The organism is Microcystis sp. M090S1 (assembly GCF_020246295.1).
GTDB lineage: Bacteria > Cyanobacteriota > Cyanobacteriia > Cyanobacteriales > Microcystaceae > Microcystis > Microcystis aeruginosa.
Genome location: NZ_JADBTF010000306.1, coordinates 1 through 26,712, shown reverse-complemented (window position 1 = coordinate 26,712; position 26,712 = coordinate 1). Strand labels below are relative to the sequence as shown.

Annotated in this window: 14 protein-coding genes; all 14 read right to left on the bottom strand. The window is 39.3% G+C overall.

Translation table 11 applies throughout. From position 1 onward, the window contains the following. Window positions 1-327: 327 nt before the first annotated feature. Window positions 328-3,426: an efflux RND transporter permease subunit gene (locus IM477_RS13240; RefSeq protein WP_287732101.1), complete on the bottom strand. Its 3,099-nt coding sequence runs from the start codon at window positions 3,424-3,426 to the stop codon at window positions 328-330. A 273-nt stretch (window positions 3,427-3,699) separates the two neighbouring features. Further along, window positions 3,700-5,256, bottom strand: a complete 1,557-nt coding sequence (locus IM477_RS13235; protein ID WP_287732100.1) for an efflux RND transporter periplasmic adaptor subunit — start codon at window positions 5,254-5,256, stop codon at window positions 3,700-3,702. A 55-nt stretch (window positions 5,257-5,311) separates the two neighbouring features. Continuing rightward, entirely contained in the window at window positions 5,312-6,286 is a 975-nt protein-coding gene (locus IM477_RS13230) for a PEP-CTERM sorting domain-containing protein (RefSeq protein WP_287732099.1), read from the bottom strand. Window positions 6,287-6,622: 336 nt separating this feature from the next. Next, complete coding sequence (locus tag IM477_RS13225; protein ID WP_287732098.1) at window positions 6,623-7,024, bottom strand: PEP-CTERM sorting domain-containing protein; 402 nt, start codon at window positions 7,022-7,024, stop codon at window positions 6,623-6,625. Further along, window positions 7,021-7,575 carry a PEP-CTERM sorting domain-containing protein gene (locus IM477_RS13220; RefSeq protein ID WP_287732097.1) on the bottom strand — a complete coding sequence of 185 codons (555 nt, stop codon included), beginning with the start codon at window positions 7,573-7,575 and terminating at the stop codon, window positions 7,021-7,023. The genes IM477_RS13225 and IM477_RS13220 overlap by 4 nt, the downstream gene beginning before the upstream one ends. A 251-nt stretch (window positions 7,576-7,826) precedes the next feature. Further along, the gene (locus IM477_RS13215; RefSeq protein ID WP_287732096.1) at window positions 7,827-8,756 is read right to left on the bottom strand and encodes a hypothetical protein; all 930 of its coding nucleotides are present in this window, start codon (window positions 8,754-8,756) and stop codon (window positions 7,827-7,829) included. Window positions 8,757-8,912: 156 nt separating this feature from the next. Next, window positions 8,913-9,749 carry a PEP-CTERM sorting domain-containing protein gene (locus tag IM477_RS13210; protein WP_287732095.1) on the bottom strand — a complete coding sequence of 279 codons (837 nt, stop codon included), beginning with the start codon at window positions 9,747-9,749 and terminating at the stop codon, window positions 8,913-8,915. A 619-nt stretch (window positions 9,750-10,368) separates the two neighbouring features. After that, window positions 10,369-11,646: an NAD(P)/FAD-dependent oxidoreductase gene (locus IM477_RS13205; RefSeq protein WP_287732094.1), complete on the bottom strand. Its 1,278-nt coding sequence runs from the start codon at window positions 11,644-11,646 to the stop codon at window positions 10,369-10,371. 64 nt (window positions 11,647-11,710) lie between these two features. Next, complete coding sequence (locus IM477_RS13200; protein ID WP_287732093.1) at window positions 11,711-12,883, bottom strand: MFS transporter; 1,173 nt, start codon at window positions 12,881-12,883, stop codon at window positions 11,711-11,713. Window positions 12,884-12,918: 35 nt separating this feature from the next. Continuing rightward, on the bottom strand, window positions 12,919-14,493 hold the full coding sequence (locus IM477_RS13195; RefSeq protein WP_287732092.1) for a PfaD family polyunsaturated fatty acid/polyketide biosynthesis protein: 1,575 nt from the start codon (window positions 14,491-14,493) through the stop codon (window positions 12,919-12,921). A gap of 141 nt (window positions 14,494-14,634) precedes the next feature. Then, a complete protein-coding gene (locus tag IM477_RS13190; RefSeq protein WP_287732091.1) occupies window positions 14,635-19,638 on the bottom strand; it encodes a short-chain dehydrogenase in 5,004 nt (1,667 codons plus the stop codon). 45 nt (window positions 19,639-19,683) lie between these two features. Then, window positions 19,684-21,441, bottom strand: a complete 1,758-nt coding sequence (locus IM477_RS13185; protein ID WP_287732090.1) for an SDR family NAD(P)-dependent oxidoreductase — start codon at window positions 21,439-21,441, stop codon at window positions 19,684-19,686. 156 nt (window positions 21,442-21,597) lie between these two features. Next, window positions 21,598-22,317: a Rossmann-fold NAD(P)-binding domain-containing protein gene (locus IM477_RS13180; protein ID WP_045359215.1), complete on the bottom strand. Its 720-nt coding sequence runs from the start codon at window positions 22,315-22,317 to the stop codon at window positions 21,598-21,600. Between the two features lie 56 nt (window positions 22,318-22,373). Beyond that, window positions 22,374-26,195, bottom strand: a complete 3,822-nt coding sequence (locus IM477_RS13175) for a beta-ketoacyl synthase N-terminal-like domain-containing protein (RefSeq protein WP_287732089.1) — start codon at window positions 26,193-26,195, stop codon at window positions 22,374-22,376. Between the last annotated feature and the right edge of the window lie 517 nt (window positions 26,196-26,712).

Below are 26,712 nucleotides of genomic sequence, written 5' to 3'. Positions count from 1 at the left end.
TAAAGGTCAAATTTGAAAATTTTTGCCTCAAACCCTATCTGCGTAAGAACTTCAGGATTTTGTGTCCAGTAGTTCATTAGTATTTTATTGCTGTAACTCAGGCTCTGTAAGACTTTTAGCCATAGGTAGTATGTTTATACGGGGGAAGTCCAGCAATAATTGATTTTTTCTGAGAAAACAAATTACAATTCTTCACCTTGATGAAAATCGATCATTGTAGCTACAATCTTTACTGGCAAACGGTTGTAAGCAATGTATTAGTAAAAATTATCAATTGAATGTTAAGAAGTGCGGAAGATGGGCAAAATGACGGCGATAATCATACCGCTACCACGGTTTAGCACTCTGTGTAAGGTTTTTACGACCTAAGAGTACATATACGGAAGGAACAAAATATAACGCGATTAACGTTGCGCCACCTAACCCACCGATAATACTAATCGCAAGAGGTGGCCAAAAACCACTGGGATCAAATAATAAGGGGATAAACCCGATAATCGTGGTTAAGGTGGTCGCTACCACATGACGAGTAGCTCGCATAACCACATTTCGAGTTGCTCGACGTGAACCAAGGCTGGCTTGAGTATCATGACGCAAAGCGTCAAGAATTACGATTGAATCATTAACACAGATTCCTAACAGTCCAATGATCCCTAAAATCGCTGTAAACCCAAAAGGATAATTAAACAAGGCCAATGATCCTAAACCTAATCCTAAAGATAAAATGGCAACTATGATAATAATACTAGCCATACGGAAAGAATTAAAAGTGAGGACTAAACTGGCCACCATAACGATCGCTAAAACCCCAAGAGTTGCAATCAAATTACTTAAAGCATCCTGACGTTCTCCTTGTTCTCCGCCAAAATCCCATGAATAACCATAGGGTAACTGAAAATTACTCATTTCTAATCGTTTTTCAAACTCAGAGAGTACCTGTTCCGGTAATACACCAGCCGGAATAAAACCCTGTATGGTATTCATCCGTTGGCCATTACGACGTGAAATAGCAACAATATCTGGCAAAATTTCCACCGTCCCCACAGTAGATAGGGGAACAATTGTCGATGAAGTTGGAGAATTTCCCGAAGATAAGAGGTTTAATGAGCTAATTTCAGCTAAATTGCTCCGTTGACTATTAGAAGTCCGAACTCTCACAGGTAGTTCTTTTGTTCCTTCTAAAATCGAGCCTCCGACTGTTCCCTCTAAACTGGTATCTAATTGACGAGCAACGGCTGTTTTATCTAACCCTGCTAAACGTAGCTTTTCTTCATTAAGATTGACAGCTAATTTGGGCAAACTTTCGCTTAAAGTGGCGCGAGTATGGATAATATCCGGGGTTTTAGCTAATTCGGCGCGAACTTGATCCCCTAAAACCTGTAATTGCACTAAATCTGACCCATATAAGCGTAATTCAATCGGTGCATCAAACGGCGGACCCTGTTCTAATTGTCGGACAATAATTTGCGCTTGGGGAAAGGCTTGATCTAATTCTTGCTGTAAGGTGCGAATTAACGCACCCGACTTGACGTTTTTCTGAAGTTGAACAATTCCTTGCGCGTAATTAGGAGATTGTTCTCGATTTTGTAAGACATTGTAGTAAAAAGAGGGCGCACTTTTCCCAATAAACCATTGAACGTCTTGAATTTCAGGATGCTTTAAGATTAACTTTCGGGCTTGCATCACTTGAGACTCGGTTTCGGGTAAAGACACGCTGATGGGTAATTCAAAGGTTAAATGAAATTGTTCGCGATCGGTGGGGGGGAAAAACTGTTGTTGTAGGGTAGGAAAGCTAATAAAACCCCATAAGGGAAGAATAAGAATAAGGGCGATCGCTAATAAGGGACGTTGAAAAGTGCGATCTAAACTCCACTTATAAAGATAGGTTAAACGAGAATGGGTAAATCCGCTTTGCCACCAATATCCATTTGTGGGGGTTGGTTGCCAATGATGTAATCTTCCCGCTAAGGCGGGAATCACGGTGACAGATAGAATAAACGAGCTAATTAGGGCTAAAATTACGGTTACTCCAATCGTTCCGGTAAATTCTCCAGTTGATCCTGAAGCGGTAGCAATGGGCAAAAAAGCGATAACACTGGTAAAGGTAGAAGCGAGTAAGGGAATAAAAATATGATGTACGGTAGTAGCAACGGCTTTGAGCGGTGATATACCTTCTTCTTCTTTTAAAGCCATTTGCACCTCATCAACCACAATAATCGCATTATCAATTAATAATCCCAAAGCGATAATTAACCCTGTCACCGAAATTTGATGTAGGGGAATGCCTAACACCTTCATACTGCCAAAAACCATCAAAACTGATAAAGGAAGGGATGTTCCCACGATTAAAGATGATTTCCAGCCCATGATCACAAAGGTGATCCCAAAAACTAAGACAGCACCCATGATCAGGTTTGATAAAACCGAGTCCAGTTGTTGCTGCACATAACGACTTTGATTAAAGATAATGTGTAGGCCAATTCCTTGAGGAAGGTTTTTTTCAAATCTTTCTAACTTAGCCTTGGCGACTGTCATCCAAGAATCTAAGCGTCTATCAGATTCCACAAAAGCAGTAATTGCGATCGCCAGTTTTCCCTTAATCATCGCGACTTCTCTGGGGGGATCTTCAATTCCTTTACTAATTCGGGCAATATCACCTAATCGCACTACTTGACTAGAAGCACCTGATTTAATTGATAAACGATTTAAACGGTCTAAAGAATCTAATTCTCCTTCAATTTCCAGCAATAAGTTACTTTGTTCGCTTCGTAATTGCCCGGCAGCAACTTTGGCATCACTTTCTAAGATTTGTTGAGAAAGGGACTGTATAGTTAATCCTAAATGGGTTAATTGTTGAGGATCAACTTCCACTCGAATTTCTTCCGTAGGATTGCCAAATAATTCAACTTTTTCTGTTCCTTCAATTAACCGTAAATCATCTTCTAATTCTTGCGCCCAACGGCTCAAAATGCCATAATTCGGAGGGCTTGATAATTGCCAAGTTAAAGCAACAATTAAGGCGTTGGCTTTGGGTTTTGATTCTTCAAATTCAGGGAGAGAAGTTCCCGATGGTAATTGAGAAACAGCATCATTGACTTTATCACGAATTTGTGACCAAACGGGATCAACATCGGTAATTTGGTCATTTAATTCAATGGTAATGCTGGAGAAGCCAAGCTGAGAGGTAGAATCAATATTTTGAATTTCTTCGACTTCTAGTAAAGCTTGTTCTAATTTATCAGTAACTAGCGTTTCTACTCGTTCAGGGGTTGCGCCAGGAAATTGGGTGTTAATGACCGCAAAACGAGGGGTTAATTCGGGATCTTCCATACGAGGTAAACTGAAAAAGGAAGATAAGCCCCAAACGGCGATCGCTAAAATCGTTAAAACTAATAATCGGACGTTTTTATAAAAGATAGAAGACATAGGAGAATGATGAATTAAGAATTGAGAATTATGAAGTTCGGGTGAGAAAGTAATAAGTAATAAGTAGGGAGGCACAATTATTTGTAGGATGGGTTAGCGCACTTCGTAACCCATGCCTAGGTTGGGTTTCATGCTTCAACCCAACCTACGTTCATCTTATATTTAATTCCACCCACCCACTTAAGTAATAAGTAATAAGTAATAGGTGTTCAGCTTTTCATTGATAACTGATCACTGTTTACTGTTCACTGTTAACTGATAACTGCTCACTGTTCACTGTTTACTGATTTTTACCTTTTGCCCCGAAATAATGCGATTTGTGCCATTAGTAATCACTTTTTCCGTTCCGTCTAATGTTCCTCGCACGAGAACTCGCTCCCCATCGGTGTATAAAACCTCCACATCCCGACGTTCTACGACAAATCCTTGGGCTGCATTCCCATCTCCTAAGACATAAATTGACCATAAACCGCGAATTCCTTTGACTAGGGCGGTGCTGGGTAGCCAATAACCTGAAGTATCGATGTTTTGTTGCCATTGCCATGTTACGATTTGTCCAGTGGTTATTTCGGGCGAGGTAACTTCACCCTTGCCTCTACCTCCTTCAAGTTGGAAAACCACCGTTACGGTACGACTCGCAGAATCGAGTTCGGGTAAAATTGCCTTGACGGTTGCTGAATAGGATTTTTGGTCAATTTTTAAAGTGTGAGACTGTCCAATCTTGATCTCAGACGTTAAAGACGTAGGAACACCAATATGGGCTTTAACGCCGTCTAATTGTACCAAACGCACCACCCCTTGACCAGCTTGTACCGCCATTCCTTGATCGAGATAACGTTTTTGAATTTTGCCCGAAAAAGGGGCTTGAAGAACGGTCTTTTCTAAATCAAGTTCAATACTAGCTAGACGACTATCTAGCTGTTTGATCCCTGCTTTTTTAGCTTCAATCACTTCACTACGAGTTCCGGCTAATAATTCATCTAATTGACTTTGAGCCTGTTTAACCCTTGCTTGCTGTTGGCGAATGATTTCAGGGCGCGTTCCCGCTAATAACTCATCTAATTGACTTTGAGCTTCATTAACCCTTGCCTGTTGACTATCCATATCTGTGACCACTTCGTCAAACTGTTCACGAGAAATAGCCCCTTGCGTATAAAGATTCTGTCGTCGCTCCTGTTTACTACGAGCCAAAGCTAATTGTGCTTGCAGGGTTTTCAAACGCGCTTGGGCTGCCGCAATGGTTTCAGCACGAGGTCCTACTTCCATCTCTTGTAGTTGAGCTTTTTCTTGAGCCAAATTTGCTTGGGCCGCGGCAATGGTTTCAGCACGAGAACCCGCCTCCATTTCCTTTAATTGTGCTAAAGCCTGTTGTTTTTGGGCTAATAAGTCTTGTTTTTGGGCGATTAATTGACGGTCATCTAAACGAGCAAGGGGCGTTCCTTGATTCACCCATTGTCCTTCTGTCACCAGCAGTTGAGTCATTGTTCCTCCTCGTTCAAACCCTAAATCACTGGTATTTTGAGCGACAATTTCCCCAGTGTAAGTTCGAGACTGTTGATAAGCATTGACCTGTACTAGCTGGTCGATTTCAACGGGGAGAAAATGTTCATTTTCAGCAACAGAAGGAGCGATTGGTTGAGTTGGTTGACTGATTGACCCAATCCCATAACCGACTCCTAACAATAAAAGTCCCCCAAGATACCATCTCCGAGCCCCTTGGAAACGGCGTTTTGAGTGTTTTTGAGGTTCAGAAGAGGTGATAGTGATTTTTAGGGGATCTTCCGACATAGGGTGTGACATAGGATGGCTATCTGGCATAAGTCTATTCATTAAAGAATTTAACGTGAAGACGGGGATGGGTCTCAGCTTATCTACAACTGCTGTCTTATTCTTTCCGAATTTTATTTTTCAAACGACACCCCACGGCAATAATGCCTAAACTCATTAAGCCAAGGGTAACAGAGGGGTCGGGAGTCGAAACAATTCTCAGTTGCAGGGGAAATTGAATCGAAACCACGGGATTTAATGCACCGATTGAGCCATCGATAAAAACGTCATCTGGAACAACGGCGGCATCTTCACTGACTAATTGTACTTTTTTAGAACCCACATCCGCTAAGAAAGCATTGGCTAATCCGTCAAATTCTCCTAGCAGGCCGGCTACCTTAGCGACACTAAAGGGATTACTAATAATCGCTTCTGTGTCATCATCAGGGGCGGTGGTTGCACCATATTCTAAGAATGAATAAATATCACTATAACCAAAGCTAAGAATTTTAGTAGTATCTAGCAATAAAAAGCTTTCTACTTCCTTAGGATTAGCGGCATAAATGCGTTCTTCTAGAGAGGAGGTAGGAGAGGAAAAATAGTTCTCTCCATTAATATCATTTCCTAAATTCCAACTCTTGTTAAAATCACTGTTTTTGGGACCAAAACTAAAGCCAATACGACCGACATCAATACTGTTATTGGTCAGGAAAGTAGAAAAGTTAGAGAATCCGGTGATATTATTTAACAAGGTGGCTGCCCGTGTTGCACCTAGAGGATTAACCAAGTTTTCGGGACTAAAATCAATCCCCGCAGCATAATAGGGGGCTGGATTTCCGGGTGCATTTAAACTGGTTTCAATGTGACCCGCGCCATAGCCCACAAATCCTTGAGGAGTCGGGTCTGTTCGCTTTCCAAATAACCGCAAACAGTTATTAGAAGCAATGGGACGAGTTGCAATAAATTGGATGGAACTAAAATCAAATAAATCACCTGTTTCACAACTAGCAGCACGAGTCGGAAGGGGCGCTAATAAAGTGGCTGTTCCCGTGGTGGTTAGCCCAAGCAATAAAGCAAAATGACGCATAGACATGAGTTTTTTCCTAATTCAAAATGGGGGCATCTTGAAAAACCTTTGATGGTTTTTACTGATCAGCATATTTCCAAATTGGTGAAGATTAGCGATTTAGATAGATTAATTTTAGATTTGATGATTAAGTTTTTTTAAGTTCAAGCTATCTACTGACGGTTCGCTCATTTTCCACCTATAGTGTTTTTGGATTAAGCTATCCACTGCCTGTAGTGGCAGAAGTTGAACTAATACCACTACAGGTAGGTTTGATCAGTCATCGAAACACTACCTATAGTGATTCCCGAACCGAGAGTTATCTAGACATCATCTACTACCTAGTTTAAAATGGGAAAGTCCTCAGCAGAATGAAGAATCTTTGGCACAATTTGTAGATTTTTTGTTTTTGTCGAGGAGTCTAGTTAAATGATTTAGTAAAAAATCAGTAGTTTTATTTAATACATAAAAATTTAGAAAACCTGCAACTAAGACAACCATTAATAATCCTAATATACTGCTTGGTTCAGGGACACTTTGAGTCGATAAAGGCACAAATGAACGATCTGCTCTACCGATAGCAATTTGTAGCCCTTCCACCGATTGAGTCGCTCCAGCTTTTCCTAAAAAATCACTAAATTCTTTAGTGAAAAGAAAAGGAACAGGTTCTAGTGACCAAGTATTATAGCGGTGTGCAGTCGTATGAGGTACAGTGTCACGAGCTATAAACCATGCTAGGCAAAGCTTGGTCTGTATCTCACTCAAGCGCTTACCGCTATATTATTGAGGTCAACATTAGGTAATCCGGGTTCGATCGGACTGAGAACTTTAAGACCTGTATTGAGTGTATCGGTTATAAAAACCAAAAAGGGTAAGGGAATATCTGGATTAGTGTTTGTTTGGAAGGATGCGGAAAAATTTCCTATTTCTAAAACTGAGGGAAGACTCAACTTATTTTGATCAACGTTAAAAAATATACTTCCCGTAAATTCAGTCGTTCCACTAATCACTTCATAATTGCCTGTTTCTTTATCGTAACTAAATACCCAGTCAGTTCCTCGTATATTGGGATCAGAACTAGGAGGAAGAATATCAAAAGCATGATCGTATCCTGGTGCAGGAGTATTAGTATCCTCAACAGATGCCAAAGATAAACCAATACTTTCTAAGATGGCTAATCCATTGGGATCAAAGCTAAGACTTTCTTTTCCACCTGTTTCGATATAAATAACAGGTTCAGCTTTAACGGAGAGAAGAGGATTAAATACTATTACAGAGGTTAATCCTAATAGGGTTGCTAGATGTTTTGTGTTCATTGTTTAAGTCTCCTGTGTCAATTTTTTAGAGTTTGTAGTCAAGAATGTTTTCTCTAACCTAAAGGATGTTTCAGAAAAGATCAGAATTTTTCAACTTCCTATCTAGACATCATCTATATCTAGTTTAAAATGGTAAATTCCTCAGCAAAATGGAGAATCTTTGGCACAATTTGTAGATTATTTGTTTCTTACTGAGGACTAGATTAAGCAAAAATTCCCTCAACTGATTTTCAGTCAATAAAATTAACTACTTATTTTTTTTGATTTTGTCTAATTCCGCCAATAATACCGCTGCTTCCTATAAGAATAAGGGCAACGGTTAATGAAGGTTCAGGGGTACTGACAATGCGGATTTCTATCGGAAAAGAAAAATTAAAGATTTCAAATCCTTGATTTATGGATACACTAAAATCCTCCGGATCAAGAATATCTTCAGAAACTTGTTGAATTTTGCCTCCACCGGCCGCTACATCTTGTAAAAAAGCATCAGCTATTCCAGAAGTTATTTCATCTAAACCAGCGAATTTAGAAGGGACAGTAGGATTAGTAAAAAAGACATTAGGATTTCCAAAAATACTACCAAGATTATCATCAGCAGCAGCAACAAAAATATCGGAATATCCTAAATTAATGATTTTTGTGTTTTGATAGAGCAAATAATACTCCACTGCCTCTGGATTAGAAGCATAAATAAATTCTTCAACGCGAGAACCCTGACGACCAAACCAATCTTGTCCTAAAATATCTCCCCCTAAATTAAGAGCTTGAGTTACTGAAAAACCTTCTTTCTGCCCAAAACCATAGCCAATATTACCTAAAGGGATATTATTGTTATTTAAGTAATTCATTAAGTTGGGAAAACTGGTTAGACTTTTAAGGGTTGCTGAACGGGTTGCACCTGTGGGATCTGGACTATGTTCTCGGCCTGTTGCATAATAGCGACTGTTCAGGTCACCACGAAAACCAATATGTCCAGCATCTGGGGCATTTCGATCTAAATTAGAGTAACCGACATATCCTTCATTTTGATTTTGATCTCCGAAAAAGAACAGTGTTCCATTGACGGAAAGAGGACGAGTTTCCAAAAATTCTAATCGATCATAATCAAATATTTGAGCTTGTACAGTTGTGGGTATCATCAAAACTGTTGTAGTCGCAGTAGCCAAACTTAACCATTTCATTAGAGAATTACTCATGAGCTTTAAACAATCCTATCTATAACTTGAGTAGAGGTTAGGGAACAAAAAAGGGGATTAGTGAATAGACATCTCCAATAATTATTAGAACAGAGGCTCAAACCCTCACAGCGAGCATATATGAATATTTTCTGGAGATGTCTAATGTTTCTTTCTAAGAATACAAGCCGTTCCAACAGCCATTAAAAGTCCAAGTAAACTACTAGGTTCAGGTACAGAAGTAGTTTTTAAGGGAACAAAACCTCGATCTCCTCTGGCTTCTCCGAATTTTAAACCGGGGATTACACTGGCCACTTGATCAGCCGTTTCTTGAGTCAAAGCTGCATGAACAAGGAAATCACTAAATTCTTGGGTGAAAATTAATTCAATGGGTTCAAGAAACCAAGTTCCCGCTTCAACATCAACCGTTGGCGCACTAAACGTATTAACACTCAAGATTGGCACATTGGTTGTCACAGTATCGATGGCAAAAAATGAGAAATAATCCGTAAAAAATACCGATAATTCCCCTAATTCTAAGGGTGAGATCAAACTATATCTCGTGGGATCAACTGCAAAGGAAAAAACCCCACTAAATTCAATTGTTCCTGATGTTGGCAAAAAGGTATCGGTTTCTTGATCAAAAAGAAACTCAAAGGTAGTTCCGCGATTACCTAAAATAGTAGAGGGTGGAACAACTGGCCAAGCAAACTCATAGCCAGTAGCAGGGGGTACTAATTCGTCTATGTTTGATAAGGTTAAACCAATTGCTTCTAAAGATATCAAAGTAGTAGCATCAAGTCGAATACTTTCTTTCCCAGAGACAAAGCGATAGGGCAGAAATTCGGCTTTTGCAGGAGATGAAGATACAGTAAGGGTTGTTATCCCAGCTATTAATGAACTCAGTAGGGAGAAAACACTAACTTTGAGTTTTTGATGCTTTAATAACCTTTGTTGTTGGTTAACGCTAAAAAGTACACTTGTTGTTACTTGATTCATGTTTTAACTCCAAGATAATTCCTGCGGATTTTTGTAACTTAATTGACTCAATCAGGGTGAGAGCATCTCAAACGCTATTGACAATTGGCCAATTTTGTGATCCGCTTGCTGTGTGGGCATTTCAAGTGATACCAGTCAATCAGAATAGTGACGAAATCGACCCATTTGGTCGATTTTTGCTTAACAATTGAGATGGCCAATTCTCCTCAAATATACCTGAATCGTCTTCTGGGTAAGCAACTTACATAAAGTTCATTTTGTCAAGGATTGTTAAGATGCGCTTACCCTGATTGATTCAATTACCTAAGAGAACACTACAAGGGAGAACCATAAAGTTCCAGATTTTTTCCGAAAAATTTTGGTTTTATAGCCTTAGGTATTAAGCTTAGAACATTTCACCCTTCTCCAGTAAAAGAGGGGAAGAGGTGAGGGGACTTTCTTAATGGGACTTTGACATTTTTACAGGCTAAAAAAGGAAAACTATTGATAAATAAGGCTTTCACCCCTTTTTGCGATTATTTTTTTGTCAAAGTCCCATTTAGTAGCACAGAGGATAAAGTGCAGGGTTTTTGATATGTTACATTATCTGAAGTTTGCACTTTTTCCCTTTTGCAAAACATTACCCTTTTTTCAAATGTTCAACTAATTCAACCGCACAACCGATGCCACTTTCATGAAAGCCATAGGAATCAATGCCTCGTTTTTTGATGTGAAAATAAGTCCCTGAGAAGTAAATAGGGCCGGTTTCATTGAGTTGATAAATTTGTTTTTGGGCCTCTAGAGTATTCATGTCATAAGCTGGATGTCGATACTTAAGAATGCGGATAATTTTGTCTTCATCAATGGCGATAGGTGGGGTATCTAAGGAAACAAAATAATCTTTCTTGGCGGTAAAATTATGGACTTTGTTAGCATAATAAGTCACATAAGTATAAAGCTTTCCTTCTTTAGTTACTTGCCCATAATTCCAGGATTGCCATTTACTGCGATCGGGGTTCATAATAACTGGATCAGTGTGAACAGTTACGGCGGTTTCATTGTATTTAAAACAGCCTAGGATGTTTTGTTCTAATTCAGTTGGTTCAGCCAGTATTTCTAAGGCTTGATCGGCATGAGTAGCCATAACCACCTTATCATAAACTTCTTCATCTGTGGTCGTTTTTATCGTTACTTTTCCGTCTTCTCTTTTTTTAACGGAAATCACTTCTTGTTCAGTGCGAATGGGTTTCTTTAAAGCATCTTTGACCCTTTCAACATAACGACTGCTTCCCCCTTTAACGGTTTGCCATTCGACCGTTTTTCCCCCCAACCCTCCTTGGTCATGAGTCATAAAAAAGCTGATAAAAGTTGAAGCGGGAAACTCCATTAATAAATCAGTAGGAATTGACCAAACGGCTGACCCCATTAGCATGACAAAGTTATCTCGAAAGGCTTGGCTATAGTTATTTTTATCTAGATATTCTTGCATAGAAATTCTCGTTTTTCCTTCCCAAAAATCAGCCCGTGCTTCTGAAAAAAAACGTTTAGCTTCTTGATAACAAGCGACTAATTCAGAGGATTGCTGACGAGCAAATTCTTCCATCGGCAGTTCTAAATCTAGGGAATTAAACTGCATTCCAGTATCCAAATTATAAAAATTAAATCCGCCTAAATGATCTTGAGTCTCTGCTCCTAAATCAGCAAAAAATTTCATCAAGTTGGGATAATTAGGTTTATTACAAACCACAAAAGCCGTATCAAAAGAAATGCGTTGACCATCTTCATCCAAATCTAAGGTGTGAGCATGACCGCCGACACGACTACTTTTTTCATAGACATCAACCTCATATTGATCTTGAAGATAATAGGCGATGGGAGAGCCAGAAATACCCGAACCAATGATTGCTAATTTTTCCATGATTTTGTCCTTGAATAAATTGTGAAGGTGGTTAATTAGTGTAGTTAAAATTCAAGAAACTTTCCTAACTATTCTCCGAAGAATGTTGATAGTCAGGATGGGACTTTTGGGACTGACTTAAACTCAGCAAAAATAAGACAAAAATGACTAACATTAATGAGAAGATATACCGAGTTCCCATCATGGTCATGACAATAGCTGATAGAATGGGACCGGCGGTACAACCTGCACTATAAATTGAGGTAAAGACAGCACTCCCGGAGGATAATTCATTAAGGGTAACGGTAGAACCAATGAGGGCTAACGATAAGGGGAAAATGGGACTCATTCCTACCCCAGAGACAAAAGCTAAAAAGGGGGTAATCATGGGATTTTCGATTAAAGATAAGCCAAAAACTGAAACAATTACAATAATTACACTACCGACTAAAACCTTAACTTTCCCCATCTTATCGGCTAAATGAGTAATAGGAACGGTTGAAATTAATCCGCCTAAAATAAACAAGCCAAAAATCAAACCAATGCGCTCAATGCCATAGTTTTGTTCGAGTAAACAAAGGGGATAAAGAGAAACTAAGGTGGCAACACTGAAGCCATAAGCAAAAGCTCCTTGTAGGGGAAGTTTGAGCTTTTGAATAATGCTAAAGTTGGGCTTTTGAAACTTAACCGTTTTCTCTGGTAATCCAAAAAAGACAACAACAATTCCACTTAAAATCAAGCCACTTCCTAATAAAAAAGTGATCTTAGGAGAAAGATTATAGGCGACTGCTCCCATAATCGGACCGATACCAAAACCTAAGCTAAAAGCTAAAGCATCTAAACCATTAACCATGGCTCGATTTTGATCATTACAAAAATAGTTAATAGCGGTTTGTCCAGAAATCAGATATAAACAACAGGCCAAACCCATAACGCCACGAATGATAAACCAAAGAGATAATTGAGTAGTAAAGGCAAATAGAGGTGCAGTTATTCCCATTAAAAGGAATCCTAACATCATGGTTTTTCTTAATCCAATTTGGCGAAGAATACTAGCCACAATCGGTGTTCCTGCGGCAATGACAAAAAAGTAAAGAGTAGAATTTGCCCCAATAACAATATTGTCGTAACCCTTTTCTTTCATAAGGGTAGAAACAAAGGGATTAAATAACCCTAGGGAAATTCCCGATAAAAAGGCCACTAAATAAAGGGCGGGAAGTCCAACAGAAAAGGGAGAATTGGCATTTTTAGTCATCATGGGAAAATTCCAGCACAAGGTTTATAAGCGGGTTTTTAAAGAGGTGTGGGACGATAAAAATGATAGGGAGACGGAAGATTAACCCCCTGTAACTTCAGACTTTGCAGACGATAGAGATAAGCTGCACCGCGCATCATGTGCATAGCTACATCTACCACTTTGCGATTTTCGGAAAATTCTAAATAAGTTCCTCGAACCCAATCGTTAAATGAACCCATCGCCGGACCACACCAAATTTGATAATCCATTGTTCGTTGTGGCTGTCCACTGGTTGCCCAACGAGAAGAAAGCCCTAAATACCAGCGAAAAATTAAAGCCATTTTCCGTTTAGGATTATTATTTGCTCGTTCAATTTGTTCGGGATCTCGCTCTTGAAAATAAGCAAGGGTTTCTTGCCAAACTGCCTCTAATGGTTTTTGGAAAATTTGCTTTTCTATGGTTTGACGAACCTCGGTCGGAATGGCATCAATTCCCTCATAAGTTTGATACAGATCATATAATTTTTGCGCGCGCATGGGGAATAAACTTCCCCGTTTTAAGAGTTGAACTTTCACCCCCATTTCAAACATATCAGCACAAGGGGCCATTACCACATCGGCCATTGCTGCTTGGGCTAATAATTGTTTGGTATGTTCAGATGTTCCCGCTTCAATACAAGCATGATTCACCGAACCCGTCACAATGTAACTCGCTCCCATCATAAAGGCCGCTAAAGCTGATTCTGGGGTACTAATGCCACCGGCCGCCCCCACTCTAATAGAACGCTCATACTGATATTGTTGTTGAATTTCATTGCGTAAGGCAATAATAGAAGGGAGAAGGCAAACCAAAGAACGATTATCTGTGTGACCACCAGAGTCAGCTTCAACGGTTATATCATCGGCTAAAGGAACTTTTTCAGCTAAAGTTGCTTGTAAGGCTGTAATTTGTCCCTGTTCAACTAAAGCTTTCAGCAGTTTAGGGGGAGCAGGTTTTAAGAATTTCTGAGCAACTTCAGTCCGAGAAATTTTGGCAATGATCTTATTTTGGGTTTCAATATCGCCTTGAGAATTTAGATGTAATCCTGATGCTCGGTAACGGACAATATGGGGGGTTAAATCCAGGTAAGCAGAGGCTTCAACAGTTCTTACCCCATATTTGAGGTAAAGTTCCACTGAACCCCGTTCTAGGGCTTCCTCTGAGGGGCTATGGATTAAATTGAAGGCATATCGTCCATTGGGTAAAGCTTCTTGAATGGTGTGAATGGCTTTTTCAACCCGTTGGGGAACTAACCCGGCTGCCCCAAAACTGGCTAAAAATCCAGCTTTTCCCAAAGAAATCACCAAATCTTCGGAAGCGATACCCCCGGCCATTGCACCGGCTGCATAAGCATAGTCTAAACCATGAAAGTCACAAAAAGCGCGATCGCCTAATTGTTGGGGTGATAGGGCATTAATCATGCTACGGGGCAGTATATCAGCATTAGGTTCGTGAGAAAGTCCTATCTGGTTATTTTTGACATATACATAACAAGGCTGCTCTAAATTGGCTAATTTTTCTCGAATTCCTTCACTCTCAAAGGAAATGGATGATTTAGGGGAGGTAGTAAGAGGGTTATGGTTAGTTAACATGGGGTTTATTTCTCCATTGTTGTTGACTTTAAACTGAGGGAAAAGATGGGTGTTTACTATTCACTGGTAACTGGGGTTATCGCAATTCGATGGTTAATGCACTAACCAAGTAGTCGAGATACACTGGTCTCTGTTAACTGTTCACTGTTCATTGTCTAATAGACACAAGGCGATGTCTTTAATTTCGTAAATTCTTAAGTCTTCTTTCCAAAGACTGGCATCTCCGATAATTGTGATTACATCATCTTCGACTCGAATATCGGAAATATGCACTTCTAAAGACATTAAACGATTTTCGGGTGTAATTTGTCCTCGATATTTCCATGTAATTTGATGATTAATGGCTTGACCAAAGCGAGGATTTTTGAAAGATTTGCCTAAGTCTAATTGCAGCGCATAAGTTTGCATAGCTTGAAGAATAGACTCAACGCCTAATGCACCAGGCATCACGGAATCTTGATAGAAATGGAAGGGAAAATACCAATCTTCGGGAGTAATTGATTGGCTGGCATAAATATATCCTTTTTGATACTTACCCCCATCTTGAATTAGGAAAACTTTTTCGATAAAATCAAGATAATTTTGAGAAAGACGATAATGGGGTTTTTCAGGATTTACTGAATAGAAGTTTTGGTGAGTTAAGGAATCTTGTAAATTAATTTCCTCTACGGTTAAATCGGATAAATCATTCAATTGATACCAAGGTTTAAGACGTTTTCCGCCATCAAGTCCCACTTGATTTGCTAACACGGCTGTGCTAAAGTCTCCAAAAACCATATTACCCCGATAAAAAGGTTCACCCTCACAAGATAATTCAAACTCAAACTTTTGAATGATTGCTCCTTGAATAGCGGTAGTAGAAAGGAGACGAACTTTATCCGTAATGGTTTTATTACGGAGGTCAATTTCTTTGAGAATTGTCCCCTGTCCATCCAAATTACGAAAATGAAGATCATCTTCTGGGAATAATAAAGTTGCTCCCATATAAACCCCTAAGAAAATACAAGGTTGACCTGCAATTTCGATATAGGTACAGTAAGGTAAAGTGGGATAGGCATTATGGTTATAAAACCAAGCATTTTCTTTGACATCAAATTCGGTAATAATTTCCGATGGTTTTTGCAATTCATGACGCTTACCTTCGATGTCTAATACCCGACTGACTAACTGAAACTCCCCATTAGGTAAACGAACCGATTGACGATTTTCATAAATATCGAATTCTGATCCCAAACAAGCAGCCACTGATCCTTTAGCAAAGGTTTTTAATTGGTTTTCATTAAATAAAACCGATGACTGTTTTGATAATTGGGAAATATGGGGGAATGTTACTGACTCAATGGGTTGGAAAATACTGGGAATGGTAGCTGTTTTTTCTACCAGTTGAACACCAATATTTTTAATAGTAGCAATGGTTTTTCCGCCAAAAATAACATCCACATTAGCCACAAGATAAGGTTGAGGAGAAAGTCCAATTTCTAACACCTCCATTTGATACATTAAAGTTCCATGTTGGGGAGTCACTTGTCCCCGAAAACGGGCTGCTTGGGTTTGATTAGGAATCACCTGAAAACGAGCATCTTTCCTGTGAGTTTGTAACCCTAACCATAAACAATAAAATTGCACCAGTTGGATACTTCCTTCAATCATTAAATTCCCCGGTAAAGTGGGGTCATTTTTAAAATGACAAGAATAATACCAGTCCTCAGGGGTGATCTGTTTTGCTCCCACTGCTAACCCTAGTCCAGCTATTCCTCCTTGAGGATTTACCATCATCACTTTCTCTAACATTAAGAGTTTTTCGGGTGGTAATCTGAGGGAAGAGTTTAAGCCATTTTGTTGATAGTTTTTCCCTAAACAAGCCTCAATATCTCCTCGACTTAGATTAAGAAGTTCTTCCTTTTTAAAGGATGACTTAGAACAGGTTAAAAGAGGAGTAAACTGTTGTTTTTTAATCAAGTTTCGTTTTTTTTCTTCAGCCTCTTTTAGCACAATTCCCTGTCCTTTTTCTAATTCTTCATCAGAAAAGAGTCCAGCACAACCGTCATGAAATTTCATCCAAACTTGATCCCCAATTAACACCTCTCCTTGGAAGAAAATTAATAAGCTATCATCAGTTTTAACCGAAGATGTGATCTTAACTCGACACCGTAACAACTTAACGTTTTCGGGTTGTTCAAATAAGAAGGTTGCAGATAAATCTAATAAACGGAAAGAGCGTTTTCCTTGATTTTCAAAATCTGTCCCGATATAACTTAATAGCATCAGGAGTCCGTGGCCGGCTTCTTGACAAATTCCTACCGTTAATTGACCATCAACCGCATACCAAGCATCTTCTGGTACATCATATTCTGTTTCGATGAAACCTGATTTATAATCACCTAATTTTCCTTCTAATTGAGTCACCCGACTGACAAACAAAAAGGGAGGAGACGGCATTCTGACTCGTTGGGTATAATGATCAATGGGTTCATATTCTTGACCAAAAATCTTAGAGACTTTACCTTCAATAAATTCGAGGATCTCAGGTTGATCAAATAAACAAGGTTTAACGGTTTTAGGATGAGAAGAAATAACGCTTGTTCTTGAATGATCAACCGTAGAAATGGTTGGAACTTGGGAAAGAAGTTGAGTAGAAGAAGCGACTAAAACAGCGACTTTTTGAGAAGCAGTATTTTCTCGAATAATTGAATTTTGTTGCTCAGTTTGGGGTTCAATATTAGCTTTGGGTGCTGTGGTTAACACTGTCTTAAAAATCGCCTCTAAGGTTTCTGCTTCATCTGTTAAATAAAGAGGGGATAAGTCTAGTTCTACCCCATGACTGACTAATTGTGCTAACATCTTAATAATGGTCGCTAAATCATCAGCACCTCGACGATTAATACACAATGCAAGATGCTCTTTTTGACCAAGAGTTTCTGATATCCAACGAGAACAACTTCCTCCTGATCCTAATTCTAGAAAGATTTTCACTCCGTCTTGATAAGTGCGTTCAATTAAGCGAGGAAAATCTAACATTTTACACATTCCTTGACTTAAATGATCACCAATTTTCTCTTGTTCTAAGGTCAGAGAATCATAATGAGAAGAGGAATAAAAAATAGTATCAGGTGCTGTTCCCATTGTCACCGTATTTAGCTTAAGAAACTCATTGTATTCTGATTGCATAACTTCACAATGTAAAACCATATCAGAAGGCGAACGAAACCGATCACATTGTAATTTTTCAATCACCCGTAAACAACCTTGAGAATCTCCTGCGATCGCAACTTCTTGAGGGGTATTAATATGGGTTAAATAAACCTTACTTTCTGTTTTTAAACATTCTTGAACTGCTTCAGCTGTAGCCATTAAAACATAACTACTCCATGAATTTTCATCTATCGGTTGACCCCAATATTCTGCAACGGCTTGTTTAGCTCCCATTAAACGGGTATGAAATAGGGGAGAAGAATGAACAAATTGACTTCCTTGATCCGCATTTGGCCACACTCCTAATGAATACATCATGGTACTTTCTCCCATGCTATAACCGAAGGCAGCATCAGGTTTAATCTTGAAATATTTCTGCATAATTTCGGTGAATAAAACCGCAAAACCTGTTCCCGTTTCTAAGAGAGATAAAGGGTTAGCAATGAATTGAGTTTCTAGGGTTTCTAAGTCTTGTTTAGAAAGGGGAGATTGACGGCGAGGATAAAGAGAGTTTGCTTGAAAAAAGGTAGCAGGATCACTAATTAAACTCTCTGCTCTCTCCCATAATCTAGGGAATAATTGAAAAAGATTTCTTCCCATTCCTAAATAGGAGCTAAAAGCACCCGGATAAACAAAAGCGACTTTACCCACTTTTCCTAACCGTTTAGGGGTAAAATAACTTCCTTGGGGACTTTTCCAAGGCTTTCCTGTATGAAAGGCTTTATCAATTCCTTTTTTAGCCTGTTTAATTTCCTTTTGTAAAGCTTCTTTGTTATTCCCAACAATTGCTACAACATAAGGAGATTGAGAATTCTGTTGAAACTGAATAAAATTCTCTTTGGCCAGATGGGGTAAGGAGAAACTGTTTTCAATACTCTCGGTTAAGTTATCAAGCTGACTTTGTAGAGATAAACTATCATTTCCAGCGAGGGGAAATAGATAAAATGACCCATAGGGTAAATAGCCATTATTGGCTGTACTTTGAGGAGTTGCTTCTGATAAAATTAAATGACTATAAGTATTGTTTTGAGTGACTAAATTAAGCGCAGCATAGCGTTTTTCTTGTCCTTTTTCAAGAAACCAAGGAAGTGATACATCAGGTAGATAAAAAGGACTATTTTGCCATTCTTGAGTAAGATTAGAAGTTAACAGTTGATCGGCAGCAGGAAGATAACGATTTTTTAAGCAAAGTGCTGTTTTAATTAAGCTAATTAAATCCTCAGTTATCCCTAAGTTATTATTATTCTCTTGGACTATTCCGACTGCACAAGTTAGGTTATTATGATTAGCATAATAAGCCTCTAATAACCCTTGATCTATCTCTGTTGAGGAAACAGCTAAATAACCAATATCTGAGGGGTGAATCTTAGCATTTTCAAATGCTTGCTGACAACTTTGTTTAATCGCAACTGATGGAGAAGATAAGGGGTTAACTATTTTACTAAAGCTATCAATAATCCCGTAAACAAGCGTACTATTATTGTTGTGGATTGTTTCATAATCTTTGAGGATTAAAGCTCCGCCAATAATAGACTCAGAATCCGTATTAAGCGCACTAATAATGACTGTATCAACTTCTTTGGCAGTTAAGAGAATTTGGGCTAATTCAAGAGACTTTAATAAAGAATCAGATCCTTGGGTTAATTGAAAGGGAACAATGGAACAATTCCATAATCTTTCCAATTGATAACTAATATTTTTAAGCTCAGTTTCTTGATTGTTGCTAATATTATTAGCAGTAATTAAAGCGACTTTTTTTCCTATCTTACAAGTACAATCTTTTAACCCTTGATCAGACATCTTTGATAAGATAGACCAAGAATGATCACTAATCGGTTTGTGAGAATAATCAAGGGAGTTTCCTTGATAAATTAAAGCTGATAGTTGTTGACTGGTTAACAGTTGATTAAAGAAGCCACTTAAGCCAGCGATCGCTAATTTGGACGGTTTCATAATATCTCCTGTGAAAATGTAAATAGGGTATCAATTGAGAAAAAATTACAAGCAAACAGTATTCGATGAATTCACCGTATTATTAAGAAACAAAACATTAAGACAAGAACTCAAAGTAACCTCCATATTAGTTGCTTCTAAATAAATTTTACCTTGAGAATGATAAGATAGTGCATTAGCAATTACCTTAGTATCACTATGTTCATTAATGGATAATTTGATCCAAAATTCTTGATTAAAAGGGAGGGAACTAAACTGCTTAAGCTCATTTAGTTTTAGGGGTAAACTACCCGAATTGTAGTGTTTTCTGACCCAAACTAAAAGACATTGAAACAAGAGATCAGCCGTATAAGAATTAAAGGATTGAACGCTAAACTGTCCTTGATCTTGTGTAGAAATTGGAGGTAAGTAACAGTTAAAAAGAAGTTCGTTTTTATTAATTTCTAAGATTTTCTTAATTCCTTGAAATCTGGGCTGATGAAACAGAACTCCTTCTTGATAGGGTTGGAAATTAAGGGAAGGTTCCTTAACAGGCTGAATACTTTCGTCAAGTTTTCTCTCAGCTATTACTTGTTTAGTAATATTAATAATCGCCCGATAATGATAAAGGGGAATTCCTTTAGCGGTTTCACTCCAAATTAAGGCTTCAAATTTAATTTCATCTTCTGTTTTCTCAACTTCAGTCAGATCCAAACAATACAAATTAGCTAAACTTTTATCAAAGACAACTCCTTTAAGCACTTGATAGTTATGACAACTTAAAAAATGATATCCTTTATAAAGTTGTTCGCAACTATTAGTGATCCATGCTAACGCACACATCGCGGGTAAAACTGCATTTCCCCCAATGACATGATCATAAACGAAAGGGTTTCCTCGTAACGTCAACCGACGATATAAACGGTAACTATGCTTTTGCGGTGTAACCAGTTTAGGAGAAGGAGAAATAGGGTTACTCATGACAATAATTTGAGGGGTTTTAGCTTGAGTTTGGGTTAATTCTTCTGCTAACATTTGCGCCCCTGTTTGTTGAGGAATGACCTTAATATTTTGCTGCTCAAATAACTGTTTAAGCTGTGGTGTCACCATTCCTCCATCCCAAGGACCCCACCCAATAGAAACAACATGACAGTTAGGATATTTTTGTTGAAGTAAATAAGCATATTTGTTCAAAATTTCGTTAGCTAAAGAATAGTCAGATTGACCGACATTGCCATAAAATGAAACAAAAGAAGAAAATAAAGCAATAAATTTTAATCGGTTAACTTCTACCGAACCTAATAAACTATTTAACCCATCAATTTTGACAGTATAAACCTTATCAAAATCCTGTTCAGTTTTGTTTTCAATTAATTTATCGGCTAACGTTCCCGCACCATGAATAATGCCCGTAATCTGTCCCCAACGTTGAATAATCGGTCTTAAAGTTGCTTTTAGTTGCTGTGAATCGGTAACATTAACACTGCAATACTCGGCTTTTCCTCCTACTTTTTCAATCTCTGATAAGGTTTGCTTAATTTCACGACTTTGACAGAGTTGTTGATACAGTGCTTGAACTTTTTTCGGAGTTGGTTTTTCATTTTGAGTTGTTAAATGTTGCATAATTTGCTTCTTTAACTCAGACTCATCTTGACAAGAAAGACTCCATTCAGGTTCAGGATCTAAAATTTGCGAACGACCTAATAAAATAAATTTACAATGATATTGTTGCGCCAAATAGATAACGCATTGAGCCGTAATTCCTCGGCCACCACCACTGACAATAACTACAGAAGATGAATTAAGTTGAGTATCATTAATCATGGGGAAAATACCGTGTTAGTTGTTAGTTGATAGTTGATAGTTAGTAGAGACTAGCTAAAAATCGAAATTTAGACCGCAATTCATCTAAATAACTATAATTATGTAGGGGCGCAAGCCTTGCGCCCAGCTAATTTTATTCTAACTATTAACTTTTGCCTATTTACTGCTAAAAGAAGCTAATTCACAAGTCAAAGTCATTCGACCTTTTGGAGTATAACCTACCTCTTGAATTAAGCTATTAGGATCATGTAATTCAGCTAAAACAATTTGAGCCGTTGTCATTTCATCTAAGTCGGGACTAATATCTAGAGCGCGACAGAAGACCGATTCCCACTCTAGATTTAAGGTTTTCGTTAAGCCAAATAAACCGCCACTAATAGGGCTAAATTCTCGTTTTCCACTGAGACCAAATTCTCCATCTAAACGGGTTAAGCTGAGAAAACAACTGCGTCCTTGACTGGCCGCTTGCGTCAGAGAAGATTTAAGATGTTTGGCTAGTAAAAACACTTGTTTAACAATCGCTTGATCGGTGTTAATTGAAGTCTCTTGATCTTGATTAAAACCCTGAGAGAGAGGATGTAAATGAATAAATGTGCCGATCAGTCCACAAGTTTTAAATATATCTCCCAATTGTGCTTGTAAATGTTCTTCACTTAAATGATTGAGAACAAAATGTCGAACCCCCGCAGGAAGAGAAGAACGCACAGGAATAAGGAATTGAGGGAAACTGAGAACCACAACTTGCCAGCCTTGGTTTAGCAAACTTTGAGCAACTTGGGCAGTAGTAGATGAACCATCATCGGTCACCAAACAGGTTTGATCAGGGGTTGAGGGAAAATCCCAATAATCTGGTGCAGCAAGGGGCTTCAGTTTCATTTGATAACGTCCAATATCACCGTGTTTTCGATGGTTAGACTGGGTAGAGGTAACAACTAAGCTATTTTTTTTTCTGTCACCATCATTTTCTCCCTCAAGTACTGAACAATGTGGGCTAGGGTACGTTTTTCTGCTAACGCTTCAGGGCTAAGTTTGGGCAACCCAGAGAAAGCTTCTTGCAGACTTCCCATGATTTCTACCCGTTTGATCGAGTCAATGCCTAAATCTGCCTCTAAATCCATTTCTAATGCCAACATTTCCGTAGGATAGCCTGTTTTTTCACTGACAACCTCTAATAAGGCTTGACTCAGTGCATCATCTTGAATGGAGTCTAAAGAAGGTTCGCTCACTCCTGACACAGGTTCAGGTGTAGAGATGGGTGCAATGGGTTGACGAGGTTCTAAATAGTTGACAATGGGGGAAATGTGAACGGGTTCAGGTTCGGGAGTCGGTAAGGGTTGAGGTGCAATGTTTAAAGGTTGAGGTTCTAGAGTTCGTAAGGGCTGAGGTTCAGACTTAAAAGGGGTAGGATCAGGAAAACTAACAGAGGAAACCTCTGAATTTGGCCGATCAAATTTTGAATTCTCCGAAGAAGCAGCAGGAGTAGAGAGTTCGTCAATTTGAGCAACTACTGTCATCTCTTTTTGTTTGAATAACTGCAACACTGATTGAAAACTCTGGGATTGATGTTTAATGTACTCTTCGTGAACCTTGGCAAGACTCTGTTGATATTGGTAGAATGCTTGTAAAATAGGGTTGATGTTGTTAGAAATAGCGTTGTTCATAGTCATGGTTACAGTTTGATCTTGAGAAACAATAGATAAATTGAGTGTTGGAATTTCCTCTGAAAGAGGCTGAGAATCAGAAGGATAAGGGTTGACGGAAGGAATAGAGGCTAAAATTTCCTCGTTTTCCGACCCTTTCACTTCCTCACACTTAGATTCAACCGTTTGGGAATCAACTGACGGTTCTATTTCCGCAGGTGAATCAGGTTGTAATGCAGCTCCGATCAAAGCTTTGGTTTTATCGCTGATGTAGTTGGTTGCATTCAGCTTAAGGGTCATACCTTTGCGTTTGCTTGAGGAAGTCTTCACCGTCAAAGCTGCATTTTCCAGATCGTTTAACGGTAAACCTAAAACTCGAAGCTGCATTACTCCTTGTGACAGTTGAATATCACTGTCCTTTTGCCGACTGGGGTTGAGCGCAATGGCCAGATGAGGGCGATCGCCTAATATCTGTTTAACTAAGTTAGTGAGAATTTGGCGCGGTCCAATTTCCACAAAGCAATATCCGCCTTGAGCATAAATATTTTCAATTTGTTGGACAAACTGAACCGAATTCAACAACTGAGCTTCTAAAAGCTGACGCATCCCTGATAAATCTTTGGGATAAGGGGCCGCCGTCACATTAGCATAAACCGGAAGTTGGGGCGCATGAAACGTCACTTGATCCAACGCTTTCCCAAAGGGTTGACTAGCATGACGTACTAAAGAAGTATGAAAAGCAGCAGACACGGGTAAAGGCGTAACCTGATAGCCTTGAGAGCTTAAAATCTTCTCAATAGTGGCAATTTCTGAGGCTAATCCCGATAATACCACCTGTTCAGGTGCATTATAGTTAGCAATCTGCACATTGGCCATTCCTTCAACCCATTGCGCTATCTGAGATACTTTCCCAGTCACCGCTAACATGGCCCCTTGAGGGGTGGCTCCTTTCGGTGCGGCCATGGCCTGGCCTCTAGCTTGGATCAAGTAATAATAATCGTCGTCTGTGAAAACGCCCGCGGACCAGAGTGCGGTTAATTCCCCAAAACTGTGACCGGCCACAAAATTTGGCTTAAATCCCGTCTTTTGCAACGTTTTATACAGTCCTACACTGAAAGCCCCGATCGCAGGTTGAGCATTTTCCGTCCGTTGCAGTAAAGAGGTTTGCCGTTTTTCGTCCACCTCGTTAAAGGTAGGAATCGGAAATACTCCTGCTGAAAGGGGCGTTAAACCCGCTTTAGCTCTCAATGTATCCAATTTTTGATAAGCGGTTTGGATTTCTGGGAAATTTAGGGCAATTTCTCGACCCATATTCAGGTATTGAGAACCTTGGCCGGGGAACAGTGCTACGACTTTTCCCTCAAGTAATAACCCCGTCTTACGGTAATAAATACCTTGGGGATGTTCCCATGCGTCTGCTTGAGGCTGTTTTTGCAACTGTTTAACGGCTGCTTGCAGTAATTTAATAGCTTCCGCCAAGGAAGTCGCGACAAAGCCCACTCTAGCAACCTTTAAGGGAAGTTGAGCCGATTTGCTTTGATTTTGTAGTTCAATATAAACTTGTGACCCTTGGGGAGATTGCAACTGTTCTAGAGCTTTTTGACAAATTTGCCTTAATTCTTCAGGATTTTGACCCCAGAGTAAAATTGATTGGGGACGGTGATGAATTCGATTTTCTCCTTGGGGTAATTTGGGCGTATATTCTTCTAACACCACATGATAATCTGTTCCCCCAAAGCCAAAGGAACTAACCCCGGCCCGTCTCGGTGTCTTTCCTTTGGGCAACCAAGGACGGGTTTCGGTGTTGAGATAAAAAGGCGAGTCTTCAATCTTAAATTTAGGGTTGGGTTCGGTAATGTTAATGGTAGCAGGAAGAATTTTATGATGTAAGGCCAAAGTCGTTTTAATTAAACTTGCAGCACCCGCCGCCGCCTTGGTATGACCAATTTGAGATTTGACACTACCCAGAGCAATCGTTTGCTTTTCTGCGTTATTTTCGCTAAAAACCTCATTCAGGGCTGTAAATTCACAAAAATCTCCTGCTGGTGTTCCAGTACCATGGGCTTCAACTAACCCCAAGGTAGCGGGAGAAAATCCCGCCTCTTGATAGGCGCGCCGTAAGGCTCTAACTTGACCTTCAGGACGCGGTGCATAGATACTTTTAAAACGACCATCACTAGCAGTCCCGATGCCTTTAATCACTGCATAGATGCGATCGCCGTCTCGTTCTGCATCCTCAAGCCGTTTAATCACCAGCATTCCCAATCCTTCCCCTACCATCATGCCATCGGAGGTAGCATCAAAGGGATTGAGACAATCTTTCTTAGAAAAAGCCGGAGTTTTGCTAAAACACATATAATTAAGGATGGAATTATCCGTGTCAAAGCCCCCTGTAAGTATCATGTCACAACGGCCTTCGATTAATTCACTGATCGCCATTTTTAAAGCACTTAAGGAACTCGCACAGGCTGCATCCACCACACAATTAGTTCCTCCCAAATCAAAGCGATTAGTAATACGACCTGCTACGACGTTTGGTAACATACCCGGGAAAGAATTTTCTTGCCAAGGCACATAGGCCGCCTTCATATTTTCGATAATTTTGTCGGTTTGTTCTTGAGATAAACCACTTTTTTGGCAAATTTTCTTCCAGAGAGGATATTGCAGACGACTGGTTAAGGGAGTAATGCTTTTCCAGAGGCCGCTTCCTCCTAAAATAACCCCTGTTGTTTCCCGATTAAACTCTTTTCCTTGGCCATAACCCGCATCTTCTAAAGCTTGTTTAGCCATCACTAAACCAAGTAAATGAGCCGAATCTAAAGCTTCTAACGTATCAGGTGGCAGACCAAATTCTAAAGGGTCAAAATCAATTTTAGGCAAAAAGCCCCCCCATTTACCATAGGTCTTATCAGGTGCTTTCGGGTCTGGATCATAGTAATCTTCTAAATTCCAGGCGCTTTCTGGCACTTCAGTGATTCCATTCACTTTACCGAGAATATTTTGCCAATATTCTTGTAAATTCTTGGCTTGAGCAAATAAGGCCGACATTCCAATAATAGCGATCGGTGTTTTTTGTAAAGCAGTTAGGGTAGAGGTTGAGGATTGAGCAGACATTGTAGGTGTGTTCTCCAATCAATAATATAGCAGTCTGTAGCAACAACGAATAGTTCTTAAAGAATGAACGAAGAATTGTTTGATTACCTTTAGTTTCAGTTTAGGCAGAGTTCCCCGTTTATACAATGGATGATCTACTCTCAAAAATGGATGATTTTTAGTAACCGTTCAGGGGGGGACAAAATCTGGTAAGTAGAGTAGTCCATCACGCTCTTTGTAATTTGTAAAGGGAGCATCTCACCTTTGTAACCCCTAAATCAGGTTTTTATGTCAAGCTATTTTGAAAGCCTTGCTAGAAAACAGTTTTATGGATAAGTATAATTACTCACTTGCATAAATGAGATGCTCCCTTTGTAGAATTATTTCCCAATGCTAAAATCATCTATTGGGACTTAAACAAATTTCAAGCCCAAACAAAGCCTAAACTGGCTTTGTAAGCGGCAAACACATCCCGATTCTCGGTCAGCCACTCAAAGAAACGGAAAGACATCGCTGTCCGAAAAGCTTCCAAGGCTTC